Genomic DNA, 24,785 nt, shown 5'->3' on the forward strand with positions numbered 1-24,785 from the left:
AAGATTGATGAATAAAATATCAGATGATATATTATATAAGGTTGAAAAACCTATCAGATATACAGGTGGAGAATTAAATTCTTTCTATAAGAATAAAGATGAGGTAGACATAAGATTTGCCTTTTGTTTTCCAGATGTATACGAAGTTGGAATGTCTCACTTAGGAACTAAAATTCTATACTATGTCCTAAATCAAAGAAAGGATACTTTCTGCGAAAGAGCATTTGCACCATGGCCAGATATGGAAAAGCTTATGAGAGAAAATAACATTCCTATGTATACTTTAGAAACTAAGGATTCTTTAAAGGAATTTAATTTTGTTGGTTTTACACTACAGTATGAAATGAGTTATACCAATATACTAAACATGCTTGATATGGCAGGTATTCCTGTAAGAGCTTCTGAAAGAAGTGAAGAAGATCCAATAGTTATATGTGGAGGACCATGTGCCTATAATCCAGAACCACTTTATGACATTGCTGATATGTTTGCCTTAGGAGAAGGCGAAGTGCAATTAAATGAAGTATTAGATATGTATCAGGAATGCAAAAAGAAGGGGTTAAGTAAGAAAGAATTTTTAAGAGAAGCAGTTAAAATAAGGGGTATATATGTTCCAAGTCTTTATGAAGTAAGCTACAATGAAGATGGAACTATAAAAGAATTTAAACCTAAGTATGAAGATGTACCTGCAAAGGTTACTAAGGCAGTAATTAGAAATATAGATGAAGTAGAATTTCCAGATAAATTAATAGTTCCATATGGAGAAATTGTACATGATAGGGTTACTGTTGAAACTTTTAGAGGATGCACTAGAGGATGTAGATTCTGTCAAGCAGGAATAATATATAGACCAGTTAGAGAAAAGACTACAGGTAAAATAATAGAACAGGTAGATAAATTATTAAAATCTACAGGATATGAAGAAGTTTCTCTTATATCTTTAAGCATTTGTGATTATTCAGATATTCAAAATCTTGTAAGATCTTTAATAGAAAAGTATAAAGAAAAAAAAGTAGGAGTATCTTTACCTTCTATAAGAATAGATTCCTTCTCAGTAGAATTAATAAATGAAATTCAGAAGGTAAGAAAGACAGGACTTACATTCGCACCAGAGGCTGGAAGTCAAAGAATGAGAGATATTATAAATAAAGGTGTTACAGAGAAGGATCTTATGGAATCCGTATCTAGTGCTTTTAAGTCAGGTTGGTCTACTATAAAGCTTTACTTTATGCTAGGACTTCCATATGAAACCAATGAAGATATAGTTGGCATAGCAGACCTTGGAGAAAAGGTTGTAGAAGAGTATTATAAAGTTCCTAAGGAAAAGAGGAAAAAAGGACTTAAGGTTACTTTAAGTACTTCTATATTTGTACCAAAACCTTTTACACCTTTCCAATGGGCACCGCAAGACACTATGGAGCAAGTTAAAGAAAAGATTAAGCTTTTAAGAGGCTCAATAAAGAACAAACAAATAGTATATAATTGGCACGAGTCTCCAGTTAGCTATATAGAAGCTGTATTTGCAAGAGGAGACAGAAAGCTTTGTGATGTTCTTGTAAGGGCTTTTGAAAAAGGAGCTAAGTTCGATGGTTGGGGAGAATACTTCAACTTTGAAATTTGGAAAGAAGCTATGGCTGAATGTGGTGTTGATGGAGATTTCTATGCTTATCGTGAAAGAGATTATGAAGAAATTTTACCATGGGATTTCATAGATATAGGAGTTACAAAGGAATTTTTAATAAAAGAGAATGAACGTGCTAAGAAGACAGAAGTTACTCGCGACTGTAGGCTTGGATGTACAAATTGTGGTATAAACACATCAGAATGCTTTAAAGAGGGGGCTTGTTTTGAAAATGCGATATTTAATTAAATATACTAAGGGTAGTGATATAAAATATGTATCTCATTTAGAACTTATGAGAACTATTCAGAGAATTCTTAGAAGAGCTGACCTTCCTGTAGCATATTCAAAAGGATTTAATCCTCATATAATTTTATCAATAGCTCAACCTCTTTCTGTGGGAGTGTATTCTAAAGGAGAATATATGGATGTAGAGTTTAGCGAAGAAGTGGATGAAGATTATATAAAAAGAGAATTTAATGAAAATGCACCCGCAGGAATTAAAGTATTAGATGTGGTGAAAGTTAAAGATAAAGATGGAGAGAAAAAGCTGCCTCAAGCTATGGCAGCAGTAGAGGCTGCAAAATATACTCTCGATTTAAGATGTATTGATGAAAAGAATGTGGAAGAAGAGTTAAATAAATTAATGAAGTCATCAGAATGGAGCATAGTAAAAAGAAGTAAAAAAGGTGAAAAGGAAGTAAATATAAAGCCTTTAATTAAAGAATTTAAATTTAGTATAAAAGACTCTGTTCTTCATATAGAAACTTTAGTAACTGCTGGAAGCAAGGAAAATTTATCAGCACAGCTTATTACGGAGTATCTAAAAGGAAATATTGATGGATTGGATAAAGAGGCATTTACTTATATTGAAAGAATAGATATGTTTGCATATAAGGGGAAGAAGATGCTTCCACTTAATGAATATTTTAATTGATGCAATTTAGAGAAGGTTAATGGCATAGTTAAAAAGTTCTATACCCAGAATTTATAATAAAAATGCTGAATCAAGTTATCTTGATTCAGCATTTTTTATTATATAGAAACATGTATAGAGAAGCCATAAATATAATAATATAACCTATGATGCTTAGATAATCTGGAAGCATTCCAAAGAAGATTAAGCTTATTATTGCTGAAAAAATAATATTTGAATAATCAAATATTGATATTTCTTTAGCAGGGGCATACTTATAAGCATAAGTTACTCCAAATTGTCCAACGCTTGCAAAGACTCCAGCTAAAATTAAATAAGTTAATTGAAGTATGCTCATATGATTATAGGAGAGCAGCATTAATGGAAAAGTTGCAATGCTAGAGAAAAAAGAAAAATAAAATACAATTGTATCTGGTGCTTCTTTATTTCCCAATGCTCTAACGCAGGTATATGCTGATGCTGCACATATTGCACCTAATACTCCAATAATTGCCGGAACTATCTCTGAGTTAAAAGATGGCTTGATTATGAATAATGCTCCTATAAAAGCAACTATTATTGATAGTATTTGTTTTAAGTTTATATTTTCTTTTAAAAATATATATGAAAATATAATTACAAAAAAGGGACTAAGTTTATTTAACATATTAGCATCAGATAAAACTAGTTTATCTATAGCATAAAAGTTAAAAATTATTCCTAAGGTTCCAAAGGAAGATCTGAGTAATAATAATTTTTGATTCTCCTTTTTTCCAAAGAATTTGCCTTTGTGACTTACTATTGATATAAGTGCTACTAAGACTGCTACTATATTTCTAAAAAAGGTTTTTTGGAAAGAGGGCAAATCTCCAGATAATTTAACAAAAGCTGACATCATAGCAAAGCCAAAAGCAGACATTATTATAAATAATATGCCTTTATATTTGTTGTTTAATTTAGTAAAATTCATATTATGATCCCTTTCTATATAGTTTAGAGTGATTGAATATTATTAGTATAACATTATTAGTATAACCTGTCATATCAAGTTTTGCCATATTATAACCTTTCTGGTTTTCAACTTTTACTTTCATGAAAGTTAGGGTATAATAAAAAATGACAAATTTTATGCTCTATGGAGAAGAAAACATAAATGAGTTTTTATTTATTAAGTGATGATAATTTAGTTTTTGTTCCTTATAACATAATGGCTGTAGATTTTGAATTTGTAACTACAAGAATTATAGATAATAAGGCAAAAAAGTACTTTCAAGAAATAGTAGAGATAGGTGCAGTACAAAAAAGTGAAAATTTAGTTAATGAATACAGCAAAATTATTAAGCCGAGATATTTTATGTCTTCCCCAAATAAGCATCAAAGTATTTATGGAGGAAGGCTATCTTTTGAAGAAATAGAAAACGGAATAGATATAAGTGAAGCTTTTAAAGATATGGAGGAACTGTATATTCCTAAAGAAACAATATGGATATCTTGGGGAAGATCTGAGTATGATATTTTAAAAAAGGTATGTGCAGTTTATAATATTACAATGCCTTTTTTGAAGGAAGATTATTTAGATTTATCTGCAGAATTTAAAAAATTTTATAAACTGAAGCAAAATGCATCTTTAGATAGAGCTTTGAGTATTTTAAATATCCCTATAGAAAATAGGCATATTGCACTGCCAGATGCGAGATTAGTAATGAGAATAGCGGAGAATATGCTTATTAATGGATATGAACTTGAAGAAAGGTTTATAAAAGATTTATAGAATGTACTAAATGAGGTGAAATCTTTGGAAGAAGTTTATATAGAAAGAGAAAAAGATATTTTAAGAATTGCAATAAAAGAAGATGGAAGATTAAAAGAATGCTTTATAGAAGAGGAAAACAATGAGCCCTCTCCCGGAGAAATATATAAGGGTATAGTTAAAAATATAGTTCCTGCCATTAAATGTGCATTTATAGATATTGGTTTTGAGAAAAATGCATATATGTATCTGCATAAAAAATTTAATAACGAAAATATAAAAAAGGGTGATGAACTCTTACTAGAAGTTATGAAGGAGCCCATCGGAGAGAAAGGCCCTAAAGTTACAAATTTTATAAGTATTCCAGGAAGATATGCTGTTATTATAACTTATAACAATAAAATTAATTTCTCTAAAAAGATTAGTGATAATGAAAATTTCAAAGAATACATAAAAGAAAATATAATTAAACCTTTAGACGTTGGTATTATGATTAGAACTAATGCTTTAGAAGTAGATATAGATGATGTCAATACAGAGATAAGTGAATTATATGAGCATTATAAAAGAATAGTTAATGAAGGTAAATATTCTATTAAACCTGGTCTTTTATATAGAGGAGGAAGCTTGGGAAGAGTAGGAATTGATGTACTAAGCAGTTCAACAAGTAAGGTAGTACTTAATGATGAGAAAGATTATGAATACATAAAGAGCTTTGTAAATGGTAAATCAGACTTAAATCCACAAATAGAACTCCACTTAGAAAAGCAAAGTATTTTTTCTTATTATAATATAGAAAGAGAAATTCTTTCTCTTAGAAATAGTAAGGTTGCCCTTCCAAGTGGAGGAAACATAGTAATAGAAAAGACAGAGGCAATGTATGTTATAGATGTAAATTCGGGGAAAAATACAAAACAGAGTTCCATAGATAAAACTGCTTTTATCACAAATTTAGAGGCGGCAGAAGAGATTGCAAGACAAGTAATGATAAGAAATTTAGGAGGAATAATAGTTGTAGATTTTATAGATTTGAATAGTCTTGAAAGCAAGAAAAAAATAATGAAGACATTAAAAGAAGGATTTAGGGATGATAAGAAAAAGACAGTTATATACCCATTCACAGAACTAAATCTAGTTCAAATTGCAAGAAAAAGAAGAGGAAAATCTATTTATGACTATATAGAGGAAGACTGCAATGTATGTCATGGAAAGGCAAAGAGAATAAAACTTTCATATCTAAATAAACTGATTAGAAATGATATAGTAAAAATCAGCAATGATTATGAAATTAAAGATATATATATTGAAATAGACAAAATATACGAAAAGGAAATTTTAGGAGATGTCTTAAAGTTTATAGGTGAAATTGATAGTTTAGATAAGAAAGTGTATATAAACTTTATGGAGAATTTAGAATATTTCAAAGTGGAACCTTTGCTTTTTGCAAGTCAGATAAAAAAGTTTGAAGATTTAAAGATTTATGGCTAAATTTATCTTTACAAACAAAAGCCTGTATGTTACAATGGCATTTGTAAACCGCACGCATAAGGTCAAAAAACGCAAAAGTTTGCGTACCGAAGGCGGCGAGACTCTTATAAGGAGGTGTATTTTAATGTACGCTATAATTGAAACAGGTGGAAAGCAATACAGAGTTCAAGAAGGAGACGTTGTATTCGTTGAAAAGCTAAATGCTGAAGTAGATACAAACGTTGAATTAACTGATGTTATCGCTGTTAATAAAGATGGTAACTTAGTAGTTGGAACTCCTGTTGTTGACGGAGCTAAAGTTGTTGCTAAGGTTCTTAAACAAGGAAAAGCTAGAAAGGTTGTTGTATTTAAGTACAAACCAAAGAAGGATTCTAGAAAGAAAAGAGGACACAGACAACCATATACTAAGTTACAAATCGAAAAGATTGAAGCTTAATTATGACAAGTGTTTTTTTTAAAAAGAAGTATGAATACTTAATTGCTTTCAAAATAGAAGGTCACGCAGGGTTTAAGGAAGAAGGAGAAGATATAGTATGCAGTGCTATATCTATGATTTCACAAACCACTTTAATCGGTATTTTGGAAGTTTTAAAAATTGATGTAGAATACTACATCGAAGATGGTTTTTTAAATTTGAGTTTAGAGAAGAATTCCATGGAAGAAGTTGAAAAGTGCCAGGTTTTACTTCAAACTATGTTGCTCGGATTAAAGAACATTGAAATAACTTACGGTGACTATATAAATGTAAAGGTAGAGGAGGTGTAATTCATGTTATTAATTAACCTTCAATTATTTGCTCATAAAAAAGGAGTAGGTAGTTCTAAAAACGGTAGAGATTCTGAATCAAAGAGACTTGGAACTAAATGCGGAGATGGACAATTTGTTCTTGCTGGAAATATATTAGTAAGACAAAGAGGAACAAAAATTCATCCAGGAGTTAACGTTGGTAAAGGTGGAGATGATACACTTTTTGCTAAAGTTGATGGTATAGTAAAATATGAAAGAGTTGGAAGAGATAAAAAACAAGCTAGTGTTTATCCTGTAGAAATAGAAAAAGTAGCAGAATAGTTTAAGGCACCCACACAAGGGTGCTTTTTTAAAACTCATTGATGGGGGATTAGAATGGATAGTTTTCATGATTTTGTAAGTGAACTTAGAAGAGCAAGACATGATCATATGAATGATATTCAAATAATTTATGGATATTTACAGTTGAACAAAAAAAATGAAGCTTTAAACTATATAGCTAATATTTCGAAAAACAACATGATGTTAAGTAGAATGTATGCACTAGGTGATAATAGATTTGCTTTTGCTATGGAGAAACTCTTAAAAAACCTCAGAAAAAAACAAGTTTCAGTAGAACTCGATATAGAAATAGATAGTTTTTCAAGAGAAGTTTTTGAATCAGAGAGCAATAAAAAAATTGATTTAGTAAATAATATAATTAATGAACTTGAAAATAACAAATGTAAATTTGTATACATATATATATTTAAAGATGATATGGGAGAAAGTATTCTTATTACTAACGAAGAGTCCTGCGCTAATGAGCTAGATTGGATGGAAGATTGGCAGGTAATTGAATCTGAAATACAAGACATAAAGTTACACAAATATATGTATAATAACAAAATAGGTTATAGATTGACTTTTGGTCTGTAAGGATTGTTTTAAAAATGGCATAACTAAAAGTTTTGTTTGGCGTAAATTAAAAATTGAGGTAAGGTGATATATATGTTTATAGATACAGCGAAGATATTTGTAAAGTCAGGAGATGGAGGGGATGGAGCTATTTCCTTCAGAAGAGAGAAGTATGTACCTTTAGGAGGTCCTGATGGAGGAGATGGAGGAAATGGAGGAAGTGTAATTCTTGTAGCAGATAGAAATTTAACCACTTTATTAGATTTTACATACCGTAGAAAATATGTGGCAGAAAAAGGACAAAACGGCTCAGGTTCTAAATCTTCTGGCAAGAAAGGTGAAGATTTATACATAAAAGTGCCTATGGGAACAGTGGTAAGAGACACTAAAACCAATAAAATAATGGCGGACTTATCTCATGATGGGGATTCTTGTGTAGTCGCAAGGGGCGGTAAAGGCGGTAAAGGAAATTATCATTTTGCTACACCTACAAGACAAGCACCCAATTTTGCAGAACCAGGGATGCCAGGAGAGGAAAGAGAAATTACTTTAGAAATAAAGTTATTAGCAGATGTTGGTCTAGTAGGATTTCCTAATGTAGGAAAATCTACCTTGTTATCTATGGTGAGTAAAGCTAGACCTAAAATAGCGAATTATCATTTTACTACTTTAAAGCCTAATCTTGGTGTGGTAAAAGTTGAAGGAGTACCAGCTTTTGTTATGGCAGATATACCAGGAATAATAGAAGGTGCTTCAGAAGGTGTAGGTCTTGGCTTTGACTTTTTAAGACATATAGAGAGAACAAGACTTTTAATACATGTAGTAGACATATCAGGAATTGAAGGAAGAGATCCTGTAGATGATTTTAAGAAAATAAATGAGGAGTTAAAGAATTATAGCGTAAAACTTTGGGATAGACCTCAAATTATTGCAGCTAATAAAAGCGACATGTTATATGATGAAGAGGTTTTTGAAAACTTTAAAAATGAATTAAATAATATGGGATATGATAAGATATTTAAGATTTCTGCAGCTACAAATGAAGGAGTAAATGAATTAATAAAAGAAGCAGCAAGAATTTTAAGTACAATTCCAGTAAAAGATTTAGAAATCGATCCAGAAGAAATGTATGTAGAGGAAGACAAGAAATTTACTTATGATATTAGAGTGGAAGATGGAGTTTATATTATAGAGGGAAGTTTTGTAGATAGACTTTTAAGAAGTGTAAATGTAAATGATCCAGACTCTCTAAGATATTTCCAAAAGGTTCTAAAGAGCAAAGGAATCATGGATGAATTAAAAGAAATGGGAATTGAAGATGGAGATTTAGTAAGACTAAACGATTTTGAATTTGAATTTTTATTGTAATTATTAGGAGGATAGACATGATAAGTAGTAAGCAAAGAAGCTATTTAAGAGGACTTGCAAATACAATTCAGCCTATTTTTCAAGTGGGCAAAAATGGAATAGATGAACCATTTTTAAAGCAAGTTGAGGATGCGCTAGAGGCAAGGGAACTCATAAAAATAAAAGTACTTAATAATAGCGAATATACAGCAAGAGAAGCCTCAGATGAAATTTGTGAAAAAATAAATTGTGAAGGAATTCAAGCTATAGGAAACACTTTAGTACTTTATAAAAAATCAAAGAATAAACCAAAGATAGAACTTCCATAAAAGAGAAAGTTAGAATGTTAGGAAAGTTAGTTTAAAGTGGAAAACAAAATGCTGAATTAAGATATCTTAATTCAGCATTTTGTTTTATCATAGTTTTCTAATAGCAAGACTATCTATCATTGTCAACTGTCAATGTTTTTACTGTTAAGATTTTTCTTAGCTTCCAGGAGCTTAACATCTTCTGAGTTTTCTTCCTTTTTGGAGGATTTATCTCCGGATTCATCTTTATTGGATTTATGATTAGAAACTCTAGCTGAATATATGGTGAATATAATTGCAGGGATTATTATAAAGTTTATTAAAACAATATAATTATAAATAACCAGCAATTTTAGCATCAAAAATCCGTTTTTTGAAGTAAAATGTGAAAGGATAAAAACTAATATGGAAATTACCAATATAGCTGTACTCTTTTTTTTATTATAGAATATTTCTATTAATTTTAAAAATGCGTAGAAGGTTAGAATATATTTTATAAACCATCCACCTACTATTTGCAGCATAACAAACAGCTCTCCGGCCTCTAAGAAATCAAAGTGACTTACTAGCTGAGTTTGAATTAACTTAGGATAATATATAGTTAAAGCTTTTTTGTATCCAAAGGTGGTAACTACACCTATAAGTGAATATATTTGCATCTGTACTACGATTAATATACCAACTAAGGAAGTTTTTATTATTCTATGTTTATCAACTATATTATTTAGGTATGGAAATAGTATGGATATAGGTCCATATAGAGCTAGGGATCTTAATGTAGCTATAATCATATTCTTATCAAATCCCCACTGCAATATAGGATATAGATATTTATTATCTTTGTATTTCTGAGTAAGTATTCCTAAATTAGTGCCTGCTAACATTACAAAGAACATTCCGGCAATTGTAGTTATTATAAGAGGTCTAAGCCCTTTTTTTACACAATAAGCAGTAGTTATTATAAAAAGTAAAAGTATAAACCAAGTTGGGGTTTCTAATATCATATTTTGATGCATAGAATTAGCTTCCACTGAAGCAGATTCGACTAAAGTTAAAAACAGGGTAAAAATAAACAATATGTAAAATATGCTTCCCAAATTTTTTCCTAGTGCAGAAGTATATATATTGTATAAATCATAGCATTTAGTTTTTATAAAAATTCTTAAAGTATAAATAGCATATAAAATTAGAAATATAGAAGCTATCGAAACTGCTATCCAAGAATCCCTTCTCCCACATTGAACAATTATATTTGGATAAGTTTTATATGAAACTATACAAGTTCCTAAAATAATAAATATGAGATGTCTGCTGTTTAATTTATCCATAAAATCCTTCCCTTTGTTAATAAATTTTTCCTTATTATAATTCTAGTATCTACAGCTAAGTGAATAATATTCTATTCTTTCACAAACAATATTAAAGGTGAGGTTTTATGGATAAAAAATATATTAATTATATTAAAGAAAAACTAAAAAATAGCTTTGATGTTCAGTTTAGAGAAATTCAGGCTAAGGAAGGAAAAATATATGCAATTTTTATAGATAGTTTAGTTGACAAAAAGTATATAAGTGAGTATATAATTTTACCTTTAATGAAAACAAATAAATTTGAGGACATAGAAGCAGTAAAAAGTCAAGTTTTATATACAAGTATACTTGGAGATGTGAAAGATGAGCAGGATGCTATTATTCATATTTTATCTGGAGATGTAGTATTAATATTTGAATTTTTTCAATCTGTTATATTTTGTGAGACAAAAAATATTGCACGGAGAGCCGTTTCAGAAAATATAAGAGAAAATGTAATAAAAGGACCTCATGAAGCTTTTAATGAGCTGATAGCGGATAGTATTGCTTTAATAAGAAAGAGAATTATAAATGAGAATTTAACATTTGAAACTATAAAAGTAGGAAAAAAGTCTAATACTACTACAGTATTAGCTTACATAAAAGGAGTTGCTCCTGATAAATTGGTAAAATATGTAAGGAGTAAGATAGAAAGTGCAAATTTAGAGTTTATTTTAGAGGCAAGTTATATTGAAGAGCGACTAAGAGCTAAGGGAACAATTTTTAATACAATAGATACCACAGAAAGACCAGATAAAGTAGTATCTAAGTTGCTCGAAGGAAGAGTAGCCATTCTCGTTGATGGTAGCCCTGAAGTTATAACAGCACCATATTTTTTTATTGAAAACTTTGAAGCTAGCGATGACTATTCTTTTAATAAGTATTTTGTTAGTTTTATAAGAATTCAAAGGTGGGCAGCCTTTTTTATAGCACTGTTGCTCCCGGGACTTTATATAGCTATAGGAACACACCATTTTTCTCTTATACCAACATCTTTTGTATTTAGATTAGCTAATTCTAGAGCAGGAGTACCTTTTCCTACAGTCGTTGAAGTGCTGCTTATGATATTCTTTTTCCAACTTTTAAGAGAAGCTGGTATAAGACTTCCACAGCCAACAGGGCAAACTATGAGTATAGTAGGTGCTCTTATTTTAGGAGACGCAGCTATCGGGGCAGGGCTTGCATCTCAAGGTACTATTGTAATAATAGCTGTATCATCCATATCCACATTTTTAGTACCTAACCTTTATAAAAATGTGTCTATCTGGAGCATAATTATAGTAGTCTTTGCAGCAATTTTAGGATTGCCTGGGTTTTATATGGGTTTTTTTGTATTTATAGCCCATTTATCAGCATTAGAAACCTGTGGATATCCATATCTGTATCCTTTGGGAACTTTGGAGTTGTTTAAGTATAAAGATGTAATATTGAGAGGAGATCTAAATAAAATATCAAATAACATATTTCAAAATGGTGATCAAGAAATGAATGCTTCAAAAGATAATATTGAAAAAGGTGATAGCCAGGAGAGCGATGATTCAAAGGATATTGAGCAAAATAATAGTTATGAAAAAAATAGTGACTCAAAGCAGAATAAACAAAAATATGTTAATGATAAGAGTGATGACTTAAAAAATACTAAGGAAGAGGATAATAATCAGAATGAGGATACTCAAAAGAAGGATGAATTAAAGGATGATAACCAATGAAAAAGATAGCACTATGTTTAATAATTATGTGTTCTCTTATATTTACTGGCTGCTTTAATTATAAAGATATAAATAAATTAGTCTTTTCTATTGCTTTAGTAGTAGATATAAATGAGTATAATAATCCTGTGCTATATATAGAGGGATTTAGACCTATGGAAGGGACTACAGAAGGACAAAAGGTAATATTTAAAGGAGAAGGAAAAACTATATTTGAAGCCTTAAGGAACATAGACTTAGGGTCAAGTTATAAACTTAATTTGAATCAAAATAAAATTATTGCATTTACTCAGAAGGCTGCAGAATATGGTATAGGTAATTTTATTGACTTTTTTGATAGAGATCAGGAGCTTCTTGTAAGACCATATGTATGTGTATTAATAGGAGATCCAGAAGAGCTGCTTTCTATGAAAAGCAGTGAAGGAGAATATACAGGAATATATGTAGATAGGTTATTAGATAATATAGCATCTTCTTCAAGAGGAATTTTTAGAAGTATCAATGACTATAATAATCAAAGATTAATTGGTGATAAGGTTAATGTAGTATCTATGATAGAAGTAAAAAAGGATGTGGGGGAATTTAAAAAGATATTTGTAAATGGAGGAGCTATAATAAAAAATGATAAAATGATAGGAAGTATATCAATAGAAGAAGGGCAAGGATTCAATTTTTTAATGAATAATGTGGCATTTGGAACATTAGAAGTAACTAATCCTGAATATAAAGATGCATTTGTTACTTTGGAAATACTAAATAGTAAAACCAATACGAATATAAAACAAGAGGATAATAAAGTAAAATTAATTAAAGATATTAAGGTGAATACAGCGCTTGGATGTGTTCAAAAAGGTTTAATTATAAACGATAAGAACTTGAAGCAATTAAAAGAAAATGCAGAAAGTAATATTAGGAAAGCCTGTTATCAGATTTTTGATAAATATAAAGAAAAAGGGTTAGATATATTTGATATACAAGAAGAATATTTAAGAAAGTTCAGGAAAGAACCAGAAGAAGATATCATAAAAGATATAGAATTATTAGTAAATGTAGAAGTATCGATAGAATCAGGAAATGACACAATAGACTTTATAAATGTTAATGGCAAGTAGTTACATAAAATGTGCTTCTTGCCTTTTAAATTTTGTTTTTTATGCTATACTATTTGTTAGTAGGAGGCGCTTTATGAAGAAGAAAGGAATTTTTGGAGGAACTTTTGATCCTATACATAATGGGCATTTGCATGTAGCCTATGAAGCACTTTATAATTTGAAATTAGATGAAATCATCTTCATTCCATCTGGGAATCCACCTCATAAAACTAATAAAATAGTCACCGACGCTAAAATTAGATATGGATTAGTTAAGATGGTTGTAAAAGATGAAAAAAAATTTAAAGTTAGCGATTATGAAATAAAGAAAAATGGTTTAAGCTATACATATGAAACTTTAGAATTCTTCAATAAATTGGAACCTGATACTCAGTGGTATTTTATAACAGGTGCAGACTGTTTAATGGAGATTTATACTTGGAAAAATATAGATGCTATTTTTAATTCATGCAAATTTGTGGTTTTCAATAGAAGTGGATATAAAAAAGAAGACATCTTAAAACAAAAAAGCGAAGTGGAAAGCAAATTTGATAAAGAAATAATTTTTTTGGATATACCTATTTTAGAAATTTCATCTACACTAATAAGAAGTAAGATAAAGGAAGGTAAAAACATAAGTTATTTAGTCCCTAAAAATTTAAATGAAACATTGAAAAAAATGAATGTATATAGATGAAAAGGGGAAAGAATATGTGGACAGAAGAACAAATCATTGAATATTTAAAAAAGAATTTAAGAAAGAGTAGATTAGAACACAGCTTAAGTGTAAGAGATACTGCTGTAAAGCTGGCTGAAATATATGGAGGAGATATAGAAAAAGCCAAAATAGCAGGACTTGTACATGATTGTGCTAAATATATAAAGGATGAAGAAATGTTAAATATTTGTGAAAAATATGGTTATAATATTGATGAAGTTTCAAGAAACTTTCCAAACATTTTACATGGGCATGCAGGAGCTTATATAGCAAATAATGTTATGGGAATAGAGGATAAAGATGTATTAAATGCAATAGCCTATCATACTACAGGTAGAAAGAATATGAGTTTACTTGAAAAAATAATATATATAGCAGATTACATAGAACCATTAAGAAACTTTAATGGTGTGGAAGAAATAAGAAAATTAGTCTATGATGGAGAGCTAAACAAGGCTTTAATGATGTCTTTTGACAATACTATAAAATACATACTGGATAGAAACGCTCTTTTACATAGTGATACTATAGATGCTAGGAATTACATGCTATATACTATAGATAGGTGGAAAAAATGAGTAAGAATAAAAAAGGTAAATTCTTAAAGAGTGCAATAATTATAATAACTATAATCATAGGGATAGTTATTGCAGTTGGAGCATATTTTTATATGGGTCTTTCAGAGTTAAGTAAAAATTCCGAGCTAAAAGAAGATAGTATGCAAGATATAAATAATGAAGACCATATTGGGATAGATGACAATAAAGAATCTATAAATATATTAGCTTTGGGAGTAGATATAGGCACTCCAGGGACAGAAAATGCAAATGACCCAAAAAGGACAGATACAATTATGCTAATTCACTATGACAAAACCAATAAAGATGTAAGCGTAGTTTCAATTCCAAGAGATACCTTAATAAAGATTAATGGTAAAAATGCAAAAATAAATGCAGCTCATGCTGTAGGTGGAGTTAGATATGCTGTTGATGCTGTAGAAAAGCTTTTAAATATAGATATTAATTATTATGGTAAGGTAGATTATGAGGGGTTCAGAGAAATTGTGGATTCTATAGGTGGAGTAGATATTGAAATAGAAAACAACATGGATTACGATGATCCCGCTCAAGATTTACACATACATTTTAAAAAGGGAGAAACAGTTCATTTAGATGGTAAAAAGGCAGAAGAGTTTTTTAGATGGAGAAAAAACAATAATGGAACTGGTCTTGCAGAAGGAGACTTAGGAAGAATAAACAACCAACACGTCTTTATTTCAAAAGTAATTGAAAAATTAAAAAGTCCTAAAATAATACCGAGAATACCGAGTATTTTTATGACTTTACCTAAGTATGTGGAAACCAATATGTCCGGAGATGAAATAATAAAATATGGATACGCTTTTATGAGAGCTAATGACACAAATATAGAAACATTAAAAGGACATACCAAGTATATTGGAGGAATTTCATACTTTATTTATGATGAGAATAGTAATAAAGATTTATTAGATAGAATTCATAATACAGCTTTGAATAATGATGTTAATATAGACAAAAGTAAATTAAATATACAAGTATTAAATGGAACAGGTAAAACAGGTCTTGCAGCAAATTACAGAGAATATCTTAAAAAGAAGGGATATAAAAATATTTCCATAGGAAATACAAAAGACTCAGAATATACAAAAATATTAATAAATAAGGACAACTTTAGCAATAAACAAATAAAGTATATTAAAGAAGATTTAAAAATAGATAAAGTAGAAAATATCGAGAAAAATTATGAAAAATTTGATATAATAATTACGTTAGGTAAAAAATAATAACATTATACAATTAGGAGGAAGAGAAAATGAAAAAACAAATAATAAGTACAACAAATGCACCATCTGCAATAGGACCATATTCACAAGGAGTTAAAATTGGAAATCTTTTATTCACTTCAGGTCAAATTCCTTTAGATCCTCAAACTGGGGAGTTAGTTAATGATAATATAGAAAACGCAACAGAAAGAGTAATGTTAAATTTAAAAGGTATTTTAGAAGCAGCAGGAACTAGTTTTGATAAAGTAGTAAAGACAACTGTATTTCTAAAGGATATAAACGATTTCACTAAAGTAAACGAAATTTATGGGAAATATTTCACAAGTGAACAACCAGCAAGATCTTGTTTTGAAGTTGGAAAACTTCCAAAAGATGCTTTTCTAGAAATTGAGGTTATAGCATCCCTTGAATAATAAAGAAAATATATTAAGGTTAAAGGTTAAAATTGAAGGAGCCATAAAACTTAGCGAATATCTAAGATACAATGCTGAGTTTTCTAGTAGATTCATCAGAAAAGCAGCAAGGGATGGAAGAATCAAAGTAAATGATGAAAAAGTAACCTTATCCTATAAACTTAAGAATAAAGATATTATAGAGATACAGATTGATAAAGAAGAAGAACAAGATATAATTCCGGAAAAGATGGAGTTAGACATTGTTTATGAAGATGAAGATATAATAGTATTAAATAAACCTAAAGGCATGGTAGTTCACCCAACAAAAAGGCACTTAAATGGAACTTTATCTAATGGTCTTTTATATTATTTTAAAGAAAAAAACGAAAATAGTATAGTAAGGTTAGTAAATAGACTAGACATGGATACGTCAGGTCTTATATTAGTGGCTAAGAATGCTTTTAGTCATATGGCTCTTGCAAGAGACATGCAAAAGAATGTGTTTGTTAAAAGCTATTTAGCTATAGTCCATGGTAATATGAAAGATAACAAAGGAGTAATAGATAAACCAATATATAGAGTTGGGGAAGGAACCATAAAACGAGTTATAGATGATAGGGGACAAAGAAGTGTTACAAGATTTGAAGTTATAGAAAGATATAATGATGCTAATCTTGTAAGGCTTACTCTTGAAACAGGAAGAACTCATCAGATAAGAGTACATTTAAGCAGTATAGGTCATCCTATTTTTGGGGATGCATTATATGGAAAAGAGGAAAAAGAATATATAGAAAGACAGGCATTACATGCCTATAAATTAGAATTTCCTCACCCTAAGAGTCGAAAGATAATAAAACTGGAAAGTGATATGCCTTTAGATATGAAAAGTTTAATTGATAAATTAAAATCTTAAAAGAAAAGAGATAGATATTGATTTTTATCAATATCTATCTCTTTTCTTTTGTTTTACTTTCTTTCTTATTCTCAATAAAGAGATAAGCAAGATTAATATGACTGGATAGGCCAGAATTTTCATTGAGTTTATTGAATTAACACTATTTTTTAAGGCTAATGCAGGTGCTTTATAAGCATAATCAGCACCGCTTGCTAGATTTAGGCTGCCTATAGATTTGTTATTATAAAATACTTCTGCAGTTAGAATGTTTTGCCATCTATTAAAAGATGTTTTGCTTAAATCCTTAGAATTTATTTTAAGTTTAGGAGTTTCTGTTGAATCTTTGTTTTTAAGATAGTAAAAGTTTTCAGCGGCTAAAAGAGGGATGTTTAATCCTTCCTTTATTGTATATTCTCCAACCATATCTCCTTTGGAATATAAGGTGGCTTTGGAGAAGTTTTCAAATCCATAATCAAATAACTTTCTAGCATCGGACCAATAAGCTTTATTAGAATCATGAAGAAGTACAGCTATAAGCTTAATTCCATTTCGAGAAGCTACTGCAACGTAAGAATGCTTTGACTGAATAGTATATCCAGTTTTACCTGCTTCACAGCCTTCGTAATAATAATTTGAACTTTTTTGTATTAATCTATTTTCATTCCAAAGAGGTCTTTTTTCTTTGCTTTTATTTGTAGGTTGTATATAATACATTGATGTTGTAGATATTTTTATGTATTCTTCATGCTTAATTAACTCTTTCATAATTAAAGCTAAGTCTCTAGCAGTAGTTCTATGCATATCATCGTATAATCCACTAGGATTAACAAAATTAGTGTCACTGCATCCAAGTTCTAAAGCTCTTTTATTCATAAGTTTTGCGAATTCTTCACTTGAACCGGATATATGTTCAGCTAAAGTTAAAGCTGCATCGTTAGCAGATCTTAAAAGCAAAGCATATAGAAGATCTTTTACTGTCAATTTTTCATCTTCAAATAAATATATTTTGCTGCCATCTATAAGAGGGGGATTTTTTCCTACAGTGACCACATCATCTAGATTAGCGTTTTCAAGGGTTAAAAGAGCAGTCATAATTTTAGTAGTAGAGGCTGGAGGATACTGAGTATTCATATTTTTAGAATATAATATTTCTCCTGTATTTGCATCCATTAATACAACGCCATCAGCATATATATTAGGGGGAGAGCTTTGTGCTTTTGCTTCATGTACTGTAAAGGATAATAATACAACTATAAGTATAAATGTCATTATTTTACGCATTACTTACCTCCTAAATTTTATATGAATAGTATATCAAAAAAATTTGATTATATCAAAAATAATTACTAAAAATTGATAATAGTCTAAAAATGTATTTTTTAATAGAATATAGGTTATTAAATTTTTTATAGTGGCAATAATAAAACATTAAGATTATTGTTGGAGGGCAGAACATGTTATGGATAAGAAAGAAAAAATAATAGGTTCAGCAGCTATGATAATAATATGCACTATATTTTTGACGGTTGGGTACATTTTATCTAAGCCAAAAGCTTATAATAATGAGGTTATTAGTAATTTATCTAATAAATATGACAATTCTGTAATTGTGGATAATTCTTCCCTAGATAAAAATAATTCATCTAGGGAAGAACTTAAGAATATTGTTGTTGAAATTAAAGGAGAAGTTAAAAATCCAGATGTGTATACTATGGAGTATGGAAGTAGGATATATGATTTAGTAAAAAAGGCTGGTGGATTTACAGAAAATGCTGATAAACTCAGTGTTAATTGTTCTATGAAATTAAAGGATGAAGATTGTATAATCATATATAATAAGAATGATAAGGAAAGATTAAATTTGCCTGTTGCTAATGCCAGCAGTGGTAGAAAAGAAAATTCATCAAATTCAAATTCAGATAATAAAAAAATAGATATAAATACTGCTAGTAAAGAGGAGCTAATAACTCTTCCGGGAATAGGAGAAGTTACTGCACAAAGAATAATAGAATACAGAGAAAGTAATGGAAAATTTAGCTCTGTAGAGGACTTAATAAAGGTAGATAGAATAGGAGAAAAGACTTTAGCTAAGTTTAAAGATAAAATTGAAGCAAGATAAGTTTTGAATTAAATTTATAAAGATGTTATAATACTATTTATGTTAAACTTTATGGATATAAACAGACAGAAGGGGTAGTGGATTAAATGGAAGAAATGATTCAAATTGATAAGCCATTGAAGAAAGTTATATTTAGAAAGAATACTCAAGAACAAACAGGAGTAGTAGTTAATTTAACTAAAGGAAAAGAGTATGAGATATTAAGCGTTAAAATGCCTGCTCAATATGAGATTAAACCTTCAGTTGATGGCGTTACTTTATATCTAATTGAAGATGATAATGGAGAAAAAAAGTACTTCTTTTCAAATTATTTTGAAGATAAAAATTAGTTAAGTGAGCCCTTAATAGGGCTCACTAATATTTTTAATTGGAATATGGGAAACTAAAGTATATTTTTTATTATACGACTATTAGTTTAGAAATATATATCTATTATATATGAAGATGGGGTAGTTTTATGAAGACTTGGTATAATAGCAGCTGGAATGAGGTTGTAAAAGAATTAAAAAGTGATTTTAAATATGGACTTACAGAAGATAAAGTAAAAGAAAACAGAGAAGTTTTCGGAGATAACAAAACTTTAAATTTGAAAGATAAGAATTTTATCATTCTATTTTTAAAGCATATGTTAAAACCATATTGTGTTTTATCTATACTTATATCTATATTATTAATTTACATTAATAACTTTAAAGCTGCCATTTTTTTGTGTGGTACAACCATCCTTTTTATGTTATTGTACGCTTTTAAAGATTATAAAAATGAAAATAGATTAAACAATCTTAGAAGTATTACGCCGCATAAAGCTGATGTAGTAAGAGAAGGAAAATTGCTTAATCTGAATTCAGAAGAATTAGTAGTAGGGGATATAGTATATGTAGAAAGAGGAGACATAGTACCTGCAGATTTAAGAATAATGCAATGCGAAAATTTGAAGATTAAAGAATCAGCAATTACTGGAGACATTAGTTTAGTAGAAAAGTATGAAACGAAAATAGAAGATAAGGAATTACTTCCTAGCGATATGAAAAACATACTTTTTAAATCTTCATTTGTTATGGATGGAAATGCTAAAGGCATAGTAGTAGCAGTAGGAGAAAATACTGAGATAGGCAAAATAACTCAAAATTTATTAAAAGAAAATCATGATAGAACTTTGATAGAAGAAAATATATCAAACATTATTAATTCTATGTCAAAAATTTTTATACTTTGTTTGGTGCTTATAGGTTTATATGCTATTTACGGGAAAATGAATTTATCGCAATTTATAAATCTCATATTTATAATTTATCTTACTATAGTACCTATTCATATTATATTTATTATAGATATTCTTTCATTTATAATTAAAAAACATATGAAGAAGTCGGAAATCAATATGGAAGGATTATCTTCCATGCAGACTTTATCAGAAACAAACGTATTATTTGTAAATAAAGTAGGAACATTGACAAAAGAAAGTATGTTTGTAAGTAAACTTTTTTGTGGTGAAAATATAATAGATGCAGATTTAGAAAATATAGAGGAAAATAAAGATAATATAGATAGAATGTTAACTATAGGACTACTTTGCAATGATGCTAGTATTAATAGAGAGGGAAAAATAGATAAGGGAGATATTTCAGAGAGAGCCATTATAGAATATGGGAGAAAAAATTCTTTAAATAAGAGTTTATTGGAAAAAGAGCAAGAAAGGATTTTTACAGTACCTTACGATAGGGAAAAAAAGATAAAAACAACTTTAAATCGAATTGAAAATAAATATAGAGCAAATGTTGCAGGTAGTGTAGACAAGCTGTTAGAAAGATGCACTCATATAATGAAAAATGGAATGGAAGTAGAGATTACACTTAAAGATATAGTAGGTATAAGAGACGCAGATTTAGCCTTATCTGAGGAAGGATTACACGTTATTGGATTTGCATATAGAAACTTTAATTATGAGCCAAGTGTAAATGAAAATATAGAAAGCAATTTAGTTTTTGTAGGACTTATGGGATTAAATAATCCACTGAAGGAAAATGCAATAGAAAGTATAGATTATTGCAAAAGATTAGCTATAAAACCAGTGGTTATTACTGAAGATAACAAAATAGCAGCAAATTCATTTGGAAAAAAGATAGGAATACTAAATCAAAATGACATGGTGCTATCAGGCGTTGAAATTGACAATATGGAGGATGAGGATATAGAAAAATTAGTTGAAAAAGTAGGAATATATTCAAAGATATCCTCCAAAAATAAATGGAAAATATGCTGTGAGTTTGAAAAGTTAGGTTATAATGTTGCAGTTACAGGAAACAGATTTACAGACTTACCTAGTTTTCGAGCTTCAAAGATAGGCATAGCTGCAGGTAAAGAATGTACTCAAATAACAAAGAATATGGGAGATATATTCATAAAGGATAAAAGTTTTATGAAGCTTTTAGCATTAATAGATAAAGGTAGGAAGCTGATTAGAAATATAAATAATATAATATTTTTTAATTTAGTAATATCGATTATAGAATTTTTGTCAATTACCACAATTAGTGTGTTTTTTAAACATATGTCTGTAGACTTTACTAAGATATTATGGATTAATTTCATAGGTTTAATGCTTAATTCTTTGCTTATATACAGTCAAAGTGAAAACATTAAGGAAAGTACTTATAATAGAGTTTATATGGATAAAAGAATATTTAATAGATTTACTTCTGGAATAATTCTATATATAGCATATGTAAGTATATTATTAATTACGTCGTTTGCTATTCAAAAAAATAAAGGAGTAGCTGTGGGTGAAGAAAGCTTATTTGCAATACTATATATAAGTTTAATTATATTTTCATTTTATTTTATAGAAATTAAGAATGTAGTAAAGAATAAAATTTCGCTTTTAATTTTGATACTGAACTTTATACTTTGTTTATTATTATTTGAAAATTTTCACCATAATTATTTATTAAGCTTAAATAAATCCATGTGGAACTCAAAAATCACGATTATATTTTTAATTATAGAGATGTTTTTAGTAAAGTTTATAAAAGGAATGTATAATATAGAACAATAATAATGATTAGTCTTCATATATTTGGTTATATTACCATATGAAGACATTTTTTTAGGAGTATAAATATGAAAAGACCTCTAATATATTATGCATTATCTGTATATATAGCTTGTATTAGCTTAATGTTTTTACAAATCAATATTATATTTGGAATATTGATAACAATAACATTTGCTGCAGTAATATTTTTTACTCAAAATATTAAAGGATTTATATTAACACTATGTTTTTTTGTAATAGGATGTTTAAGCTTTTTTATATATTTCAATGTGGATATAGGTGGAAGTGCTGAGTTTAGAATTATAGAAAAGAGCAAGGGTTCTTATATAGGAGACTACAGAGGAAGAAAAGTTGCTTTATATGGAAATCTTAGCAATATTGAATTGGGAGAAAAAATAGTAGTTAAAGGAAACTTTAGTGATGATAGGGATTATTCTAAGGGAGTTATAGGGAAATATGAAATTAAAAGTTGTTCGAAAGGAAGAACTGATTTTTTAAAGAAAGTTTATGATTTTAAGGAAAAACTATATTATAAATATTCAAAGGTGTTAGGAGATAAAAATGCAGGAGTTGTTATGGCTGCATGCTACGGAGACACTAATCATTTAAACTTTCAAGTGAAAGGAGAGATAAATAAGTTAGGAATATCTCACATAATAAGTGTATCAGGATTTCATTTAGCAGTTGTATATAAATTGTTGGAGAAGATATTAGGAATAAAATTAGGTCTTGCAGGTTCTTTTGTATATATGATTTTTACTGGAGCAGAGGCAGCTACTATACGCTCTTATGTAATGATATTGATTTTAAAACTTTCAAAAGTATTTTATAAAAACTATGATGGATTATCCTCTCTCAGCTTATCAGCTATTATTATACTTATGACAAAACCTTATTATGTTTTAGATATTGGATTTACCTTATCTTTTTTAGCTACTTTAGGAATTATAATTTATAATAAAAAAGTACAAAGGGCTCTGTATATGCTGCCTAGTAAGTTAAATGAAAGTCTCAGTATTACCTTAAGTGCTCAAATATTTGCTATGCCCTATACTATGTGTACCATAAAAAATATAAGTATGTTTTTTATACCAGCAAATTTAATGCTTGCGCCTTTATATTCCCTTGTAGTGCTCCTTGGAACACTGGGAATTATATTCGTTAAATTTGATATGTTATTTAGGATTATAACTTCACTGCTATACTCTACCATGATCTCAATTGAAGGTGGCACTTATATTCTTCTTAAAATTGCTCCTTCATTATCAGAATACAATTATTTTTATGGAATAGTGATGCTTGCTATGTTTATGAGCTACGTTTTTATAAAGCATGGACATAAGGAACTTATGTATTTCCCCTCAGCTCTTATGTGTTTTATTATAATGTACAACGTGATATAATAACATAAATGGAAAGAAATTTTATTAGTTATGTGGAGGAAAAAAGGTGTTAGACTATTCAGCATTAGAAAGCAAATTAAAAAAGGGAGAAATATCTAATTGTTATATATTTTGCGGCAGTGATGAACAAACTATAAAAGATACTATAAATAAAATAGCTAATAAAGTATTAAGTAAAAATTTTTTGCAACTTAACTACGTTGAAATGGATGGGCTTAATATTACTATAGATAGCATTATTAATGCTTGCGAAACCTTGCCTTTTATGAGTGATAAAAGAATGGTTATCATATATAGAGCTAATTTTTTAAAGGATAGAGTAGATAAGTCTATGGATAGGCTTTCAAAAGAAGTTAGCAGCTATATAAAAACTTTACCTAAACATTGTATACTAATTATGTACTACATATTTGAGAATGACAAAGAAAAAGAAAGCGATAAGTTAAAGAAACTGAATAAGTTAGCTTGTACAGTAAAATTTTCCAAGTTAAAAGGAGCATCCCTTCAAAAAAAGGTTGGGGACATGTTCAAAGAAAAGGGTAAAGAAATAAGTAAAGCGGACTTAGCTCTATTTTGTAGTTTAGTAGAGAATAATATAGATATAATAGAAAATGAGATTGAAAAGTTATGTTCTTATACAGAAGAAAGGGAAATAACACCTAAAGATATTTATGATTTAGTTAGCGGAAAAGAAGATAATGATATATTTAATCTAGTGGAGTTTTTATCCCAAAGAAAACCCCAAGTATCTTTAGATGTATTAAATGAATTGTTATTTAAAGGAGAGTCTGCAAGTGTAATATTGAGAATGATACAAAGACAATTCAAGCTTCTATTTGATATAAAGTTAGGTATTTATAAAGGTAAGAGCAAAGATGAGTTAACACGAGAGTTAAAACTTCATCCATATGTGTGCGAAAAAATGATAATGCAAAGCAAAAAATTTAGTATTGAACAGCTTGAAAAAATAATAGAGTTGTGTTTAAATACAGAAAAGAATTTAAAAAGTACTTCTGTAGATGAAAAGACAGAGATGGAGCTTCTTATTATAAATACGGCCATAGTTTAGTAATCAGTAATGAAGATAATAAAGTTAGAAAGGTTAGAATAATAGGTCAGTATGCTCTTTAGAGTTGTTTTTTCATTATGATA

Annotated in this window: 25 protein-coding genes; 22 read left to right on the forward strand and 3 right to left on the reverse strand. The window is 28.9% G+C overall.

What is annotated here, in order from left to right:
• Window positions 1–7: 7 nt before the first annotated feature.
• Window positions 8–1,870 (forward strand): TIGR03960 family B12-binding radical SAM protein, encoded by a 1,863-nt coding sequence (locus ACFWTK_RS10165; RefSeq protein WP_415875905.1) that lies wholly within the window; start codon window positions 8–10, stop codon window positions 1,868–1,870.
• Window positions 1,848–2,558 (forward strand): TIGR03936 family radical SAM-associated protein, encoded by a 711-nt coding sequence (locus ACFWTK_RS10170; protein WP_415875906.1) that lies wholly within the window; start codon window positions 1,848–1,850, stop codon window positions 2,556–2,558. Before ACFWTK_RS10165 ends, ACFWTK_RS10170 begins: the two co-directional genes overlap by 23 nt.
• Before the next feature lie 85 nt (window positions 2,559–2,643).
• Here ACFWTK_RS10170 and ACFWTK_RS10175 read toward each other — a convergent pair whose 3' ends face one another.
• A complete protein-coding gene (locus tag ACFWTK_RS10175; protein ID WP_415875907.1) occupies window positions 2,644–3,507 on the reverse strand; it encodes a DMT family transporter in 864 nt (287 codons plus the stop codon).
• Window positions 3,508–3,690: 183 nt separating this feature from the next.
• Here ACFWTK_RS10175 and ACFWTK_RS10180 point away from each other — a divergent pair, with 183 nt between their 5' ends.
• The 8 genes from ACFWTK_RS10180 to yhbY all read left to right on the forward strand — a co-directional run bounded on the left by ACFWTK_RS10180 (window position 3,691) and on the right by yhbY (window position 9,095).
• Entirely contained in the window at window positions 3,691–4,308 is a 618-nt protein-coding gene (locus ACFWTK_RS10180) for an exonuclease (RefSeq protein ID WP_415875908.1), read from the forward strand.
• Window positions 4,309–4,332: 24 nt separating this feature from the next.
• A complete protein-coding gene (locus tag ACFWTK_RS10185; protein ID WP_415875909.1) occupies window positions 4,333–5,775 on the forward strand; it encodes an Rne/Rng family ribonuclease in 1,443 nt (480 codons plus the stop codon).
• 124 nt (window positions 5,776–5,899) lie between these two features.
• Entirely contained in the window at window positions 5,900–6,211 is a 312-nt protein-coding gene (gene rplU / locus ACFWTK_RS10190; protein ID WP_415875910.1) for a 50S ribosomal protein L21, read from the forward strand.
• 2 nt (window positions 6,212–6,213) lie between these two features.
• Window positions 6,214–6,540: a ribosomal-processing cysteine protease Prp gene (locus tag ACFWTK_RS10195; RefSeq protein WP_415875911.1), complete on the forward strand. Its 327-nt coding sequence runs from the start codon at window positions 6,214–6,216 to the stop codon at window positions 6,538–6,540.
• Window positions 6,541–6,543: 3 nt separating this feature from the next.
• Window positions 6,544–6,843, forward strand: coding sequence for a 50S ribosomal protein L27 (rpmA, locus tag ACFWTK_RS10200; protein WP_415875912.1), 300 nt, complete (start codon window positions 6,544–6,546; stop codon window positions 6,841–6,843).
• A 54-nt stretch (window positions 6,844–6,897) separates the two neighbouring features.
• Window positions 6,898–7,440, forward strand: coding sequence for a Spo0B domain-containing protein (locus tag ACFWTK_RS10205; RefSeq protein ID WP_415875913.1), 543 nt, complete (start codon window positions 6,898–6,900; stop codon window positions 7,438–7,440).
• A gap of 72 nt (window positions 7,441–7,512) precedes the next feature.
• On the forward strand, window positions 7,513–8,787 hold the full coding sequence (obgE, locus tag ACFWTK_RS10210) for a GTPase ObgE (protein WP_415875914.1): 1,275 nt from the start codon (window positions 7,513–7,515) through the stop codon (window positions 8,785–8,787).
• Window positions 8,788–8,804: 17 nt separating this feature from the next.
• Window positions 8,805–9,095: a ribosome assembly RNA-binding protein YhbY gene (gene yhbY / locus ACFWTK_RS10215; RefSeq protein ID WP_415875915.1), complete on the forward strand. Its 291-nt coding sequence runs from the start codon at window positions 8,805–8,807 to the stop codon at window positions 9,093–9,095.
• Between the two features lie 122 nt (window positions 9,096–9,217).
• Here the strand turns inward: yhbY and ACFWTK_RS10220 are convergent, their stop codons facing one another.
• Entirely contained in the window at window positions 9,218–10,402 is a 1,185-nt protein-coding gene (locus ACFWTK_RS10220) for a GerAB/ArcD/ProY family transporter (RefSeq protein WP_415875916.1), read from the reverse strand.
• Between the two features lie 107 nt (window positions 10,403–10,509).
• Between ACFWTK_RS10220 and ACFWTK_RS10225 the strand changes: the two genes are divergently transcribed.
• From ACFWTK_RS10225 to ACFWTK_RS10255, 7 genes are all read left to right on the forward strand, one after another.
• The gene (locus ACFWTK_RS10225) at window positions 10,510–12,132 is read left to right on the forward strand and encodes a spore germination protein (protein WP_415875917.1); all 1,623 of its coding nucleotides are present in this window, start codon (window positions 10,510–10,512) and stop codon (window positions 12,130–12,132) included.
• A complete protein-coding gene (locus tag ACFWTK_RS10230) occupies window positions 12,129–13,244 on the forward strand; it encodes a Ger(x)C family spore germination protein (RefSeq protein WP_415875918.1) in 1,116 nt (371 codons plus the stop codon). The genes ACFWTK_RS10225 and ACFWTK_RS10230 overlap by 4 nt, the downstream gene beginning before the upstream one ends.
• Before the next feature lie 73 nt (window positions 13,245–13,317).
• Window positions 13,318–13,920 (forward strand): nicotinate-nucleotide adenylyltransferase, encoded by a 603-nt coding sequence (nadD, locus tag ACFWTK_RS10235; RefSeq protein ID WP_415875919.1) that lies wholly within the window; start codon window positions 13,318–13,320, stop codon window positions 13,918–13,920.
• A gap of 14 nt (window positions 13,921–13,934) precedes the next feature.
• Window positions 13,935–14,519, forward strand: coding sequence for a bis(5'-nucleosyl)-tetraphosphatase (symmetrical) YqeK (yqeK, locus tag ACFWTK_RS10240; RefSeq protein WP_415875920.1), 585 nt, complete (start codon window positions 13,935–13,937; stop codon window positions 14,517–14,519).
• Window positions 14,516–15,766, forward strand: coding sequence for an LCP family protein (locus ACFWTK_RS10245; protein WP_415875921.1), 1,251 nt, complete (start codon window positions 14,516–14,518; stop codon window positions 15,764–15,766). Before yqeK ends, ACFWTK_RS10245 begins: the two co-directional genes overlap by 4 nt.
• A 29-nt stretch (window positions 15,767–15,795) precedes the next feature.
• Window positions 15,796–16,179: a RidA family protein gene (locus ACFWTK_RS10250; RefSeq protein ID WP_415875922.1), complete on the forward strand. Its 384-nt coding sequence runs from the start codon at window positions 15,796–15,798 to the stop codon at window positions 16,177–16,179.
• A complete protein-coding gene (locus ACFWTK_RS10255) occupies window positions 16,172–17,074 on the forward strand; it encodes an RluA family pseudouridine synthase (RefSeq protein ID WP_415875923.1) in 903 nt (300 codons plus the stop codon). Before ACFWTK_RS10250 ends, ACFWTK_RS10255 begins: the two co-directional genes overlap by 8 nt.
• A 27-nt stretch (window positions 17,075–17,101) precedes the next feature.
• On the opposite strand, the gene ACFWTK_RS10260 is transcribed toward ACFWTK_RS10255, so the two are convergent.
• Window positions 17,102–18,337 carry a serine hydrolase gene (locus ACFWTK_RS10260; RefSeq protein WP_415875924.1) on the reverse strand — a complete coding sequence of 412 codons (1,236 nt, stop codon included), beginning with the start codon at window positions 18,335–18,337 and terminating at the stop codon, window positions 17,102–17,104.
• 178 nt (window positions 18,338–18,515) lie between these two features.
• Between ACFWTK_RS10260 and ACFWTK_RS10265 the strand changes: the two genes are divergently transcribed.
• The 5 genes from ACFWTK_RS10265 to holA all read left to right on the forward strand — a co-directional run bounded on the left by ACFWTK_RS10265 (window position 18,516) and on the right by holA (window position 24,702).
• Entirely contained in the window at window positions 18,516–19,175 is a 660-nt protein-coding gene (locus tag ACFWTK_RS10265) for a helix-hairpin-helix domain-containing protein (protein ID WP_415875925.1), read from the forward strand.
• An 86-nt stretch (window positions 19,176–19,261) separates the two neighbouring features.
• On the forward strand, window positions 19,262–19,504 hold the full coding sequence (locus tag ACFWTK_RS10270) for a hypothetical protein (RefSeq protein WP_415875926.1): 243 nt from the start codon (window positions 19,262–19,264) through the stop codon (window positions 19,502–19,504).
• A 128-nt stretch (window positions 19,505–19,632) separates the two neighbouring features.
• Complete coding sequence (locus tag ACFWTK_RS10275) at window positions 19,633–22,230, forward strand: HAD-IC family P-type ATPase (protein ID WP_415875927.1); 2,598 nt, start codon at window positions 19,633–19,635, stop codon at window positions 22,228–22,230.
• A gap of 65 nt (window positions 22,231–22,295) precedes the next feature.
• Window positions 22,296–23,633 (forward strand): ComEC/Rec2 family competence protein, encoded by a 1,338-nt coding sequence (locus tag ACFWTK_RS10280; protein WP_415875928.1) that lies wholly within the window; start codon window positions 22,296–22,298, stop codon window positions 23,631–23,633.
• Between the two features lie 46 nt (window positions 23,634–23,679).
• The gene (gene holA / locus ACFWTK_RS10285) at window positions 23,680–24,702 is read left to right on the forward strand and encodes a DNA polymerase III subunit delta (protein WP_415875929.1); all 1,023 of its coding nucleotides are present in this window, start codon (window positions 23,680–23,682) and stop codon (window positions 24,700–24,702) included.
• The last annotated feature ends 83 nt before the right edge of the window (window positions 24,703–24,785 follow it).

Origin of the sequence: Clostridium sp. (assembly GCF_047777555.1) — a bacterium.
Classification (GTDB): domain Bacteria; phylum Bacillota; class Clostridia; order Clostridiales; family Clostridiaceae; genus Clostridium_H.

Bases quoted from the DNA above. Each gene is read 5' to 3' on its own strand.
- obgE (WP_415875914.1), top strand. From the start codon at position 7,513: ATGTTTATAGATACAGCGAAGATATTTGTAAAGTCAGGAGATGGAGGG.
- yqeK (WP_415875920.1), top strand. From the start codon at position 13,935: ATGTGGACAGAAGAACAAATCATTGAATATTTAAAAAAGAATTTAAGA.
- ACFWTK_RS10260 (WP_415875924.1), bottom strand. From the start codon at position 18,337: ATGCGTAAAATAATGACATTTATACTTATAGTTGTATTATTATCCTTT.
- ACFWTK_RS10225 (WP_415875917.1), top strand. From the start codon at position 10,510: ATGGATAAAAAATATATTAATTATATTAAAGAAAAACTAAAAAATAGC.
- ACFWTK_RS10250 (WP_415875922.1), top strand. From the start codon at position 15,796: ATGAAAAAACAAATAATAAGTACAACAAATGCACCATCTGCAATAGGA.
- ACFWTK_RS10245 (WP_415875921.1), top strand. From the start codon at position 14,516: ATGAGTAAGAATAAAAAAGGTAAATTCTTAAAGAGTGCAATAATTATA.
- ACFWTK_RS10265 (WP_415875925.1), top strand. From the start codon at position 18,516: ATGGATAAGAAAGAAAAAATAATAGGTTCAGCAGCTATGATAATAATA.
- ACFWTK_RS10180 (WP_415875908.1), top strand. From the start codon at position 3,691: ATGAGTTTTTATTTATTAAGTGATGATAATTTAGTTTTTGTTCCTTAT.
- ACFWTK_RS10270 (WP_415875926.1), top strand. From the start codon at position 19,262: ATGGAAGAAATGATTCAAATTGATAAGCCATTGAAGAAAGTTATATTT.
- ACFWTK_RS10195 (WP_415875911.1), top strand. From the start codon at position 6,214: ATGACAAGTGTTTTTTTTAAAAAGAAGTATGAATACTTAATTGCTTTC.
- yhbY (WP_415875915.1), top strand. From the start codon at position 8,805: ATGATAAGTAGTAAGCAAAGAAGCTATTTAAGAGGACTTGCAAATACA.
- rplU (WP_415875910.1), top strand. From the start codon at position 5,900: ATGTACGCTATAATTGAAACAGGTGGAAAGCAATACAGAGTTCAAGAA.
- rpmA (WP_415875912.1), top strand. From the start codon at position 6,544: ATGTTATTAATTAACCTTCAATTATTTGCTCATAAAAAAGGAGTAGGT.
- ACFWTK_RS10220 (WP_415875916.1), bottom strand. From the start codon at position 10,402: ATGGATAAATTAAACAGCAGACATCTCATATTTATTATTTTAGGAACT.
- ACFWTK_RS10205 (WP_415875913.1), top strand. From the start codon at position 6,898: ATGGATAGTTTTCATGATTTTGTAAGTGAACTTAGAAGAGCAAGACAT.
- ACFWTK_RS10175 (WP_415875907.1), bottom strand. From the start codon at position 3,507: ATGAATTTTACTAAATTAAACAACAAATATAAAGGCATATTATTTATA.
- ACFWTK_RS10165 (WP_415875905.1), top strand. From the start codon at position 8: ATGAATAAAATATCAGATGATATATTATATAAGGTTGAAAAACCTATC.
- ACFWTK_RS10280 (WP_415875928.1), top strand. From the start codon at position 22,296: ATGAAAAGACCTCTAATATATTATGCATTATCTGTATATATAGCTTGT.
- ACFWTK_RS10230 (WP_415875918.1), top strand. From the start codon at position 12,129: ATGAAAAAGATAGCACTATGTTTAATAATTATGTGTTCTCTTATATTT.
- nadD (WP_415875919.1), top strand. From the start codon at position 13,318: ATGAAGAAGAAAGGAATTTTTGGAGGAACTTTTGATCCTATACATAAT.
- ACFWTK_RS10275 (WP_415875927.1), top strand. From the start codon at position 19,633: ATGAAGACTTGGTATAATAGCAGCTGGAATGAGGTTGTAAAAGAATTA.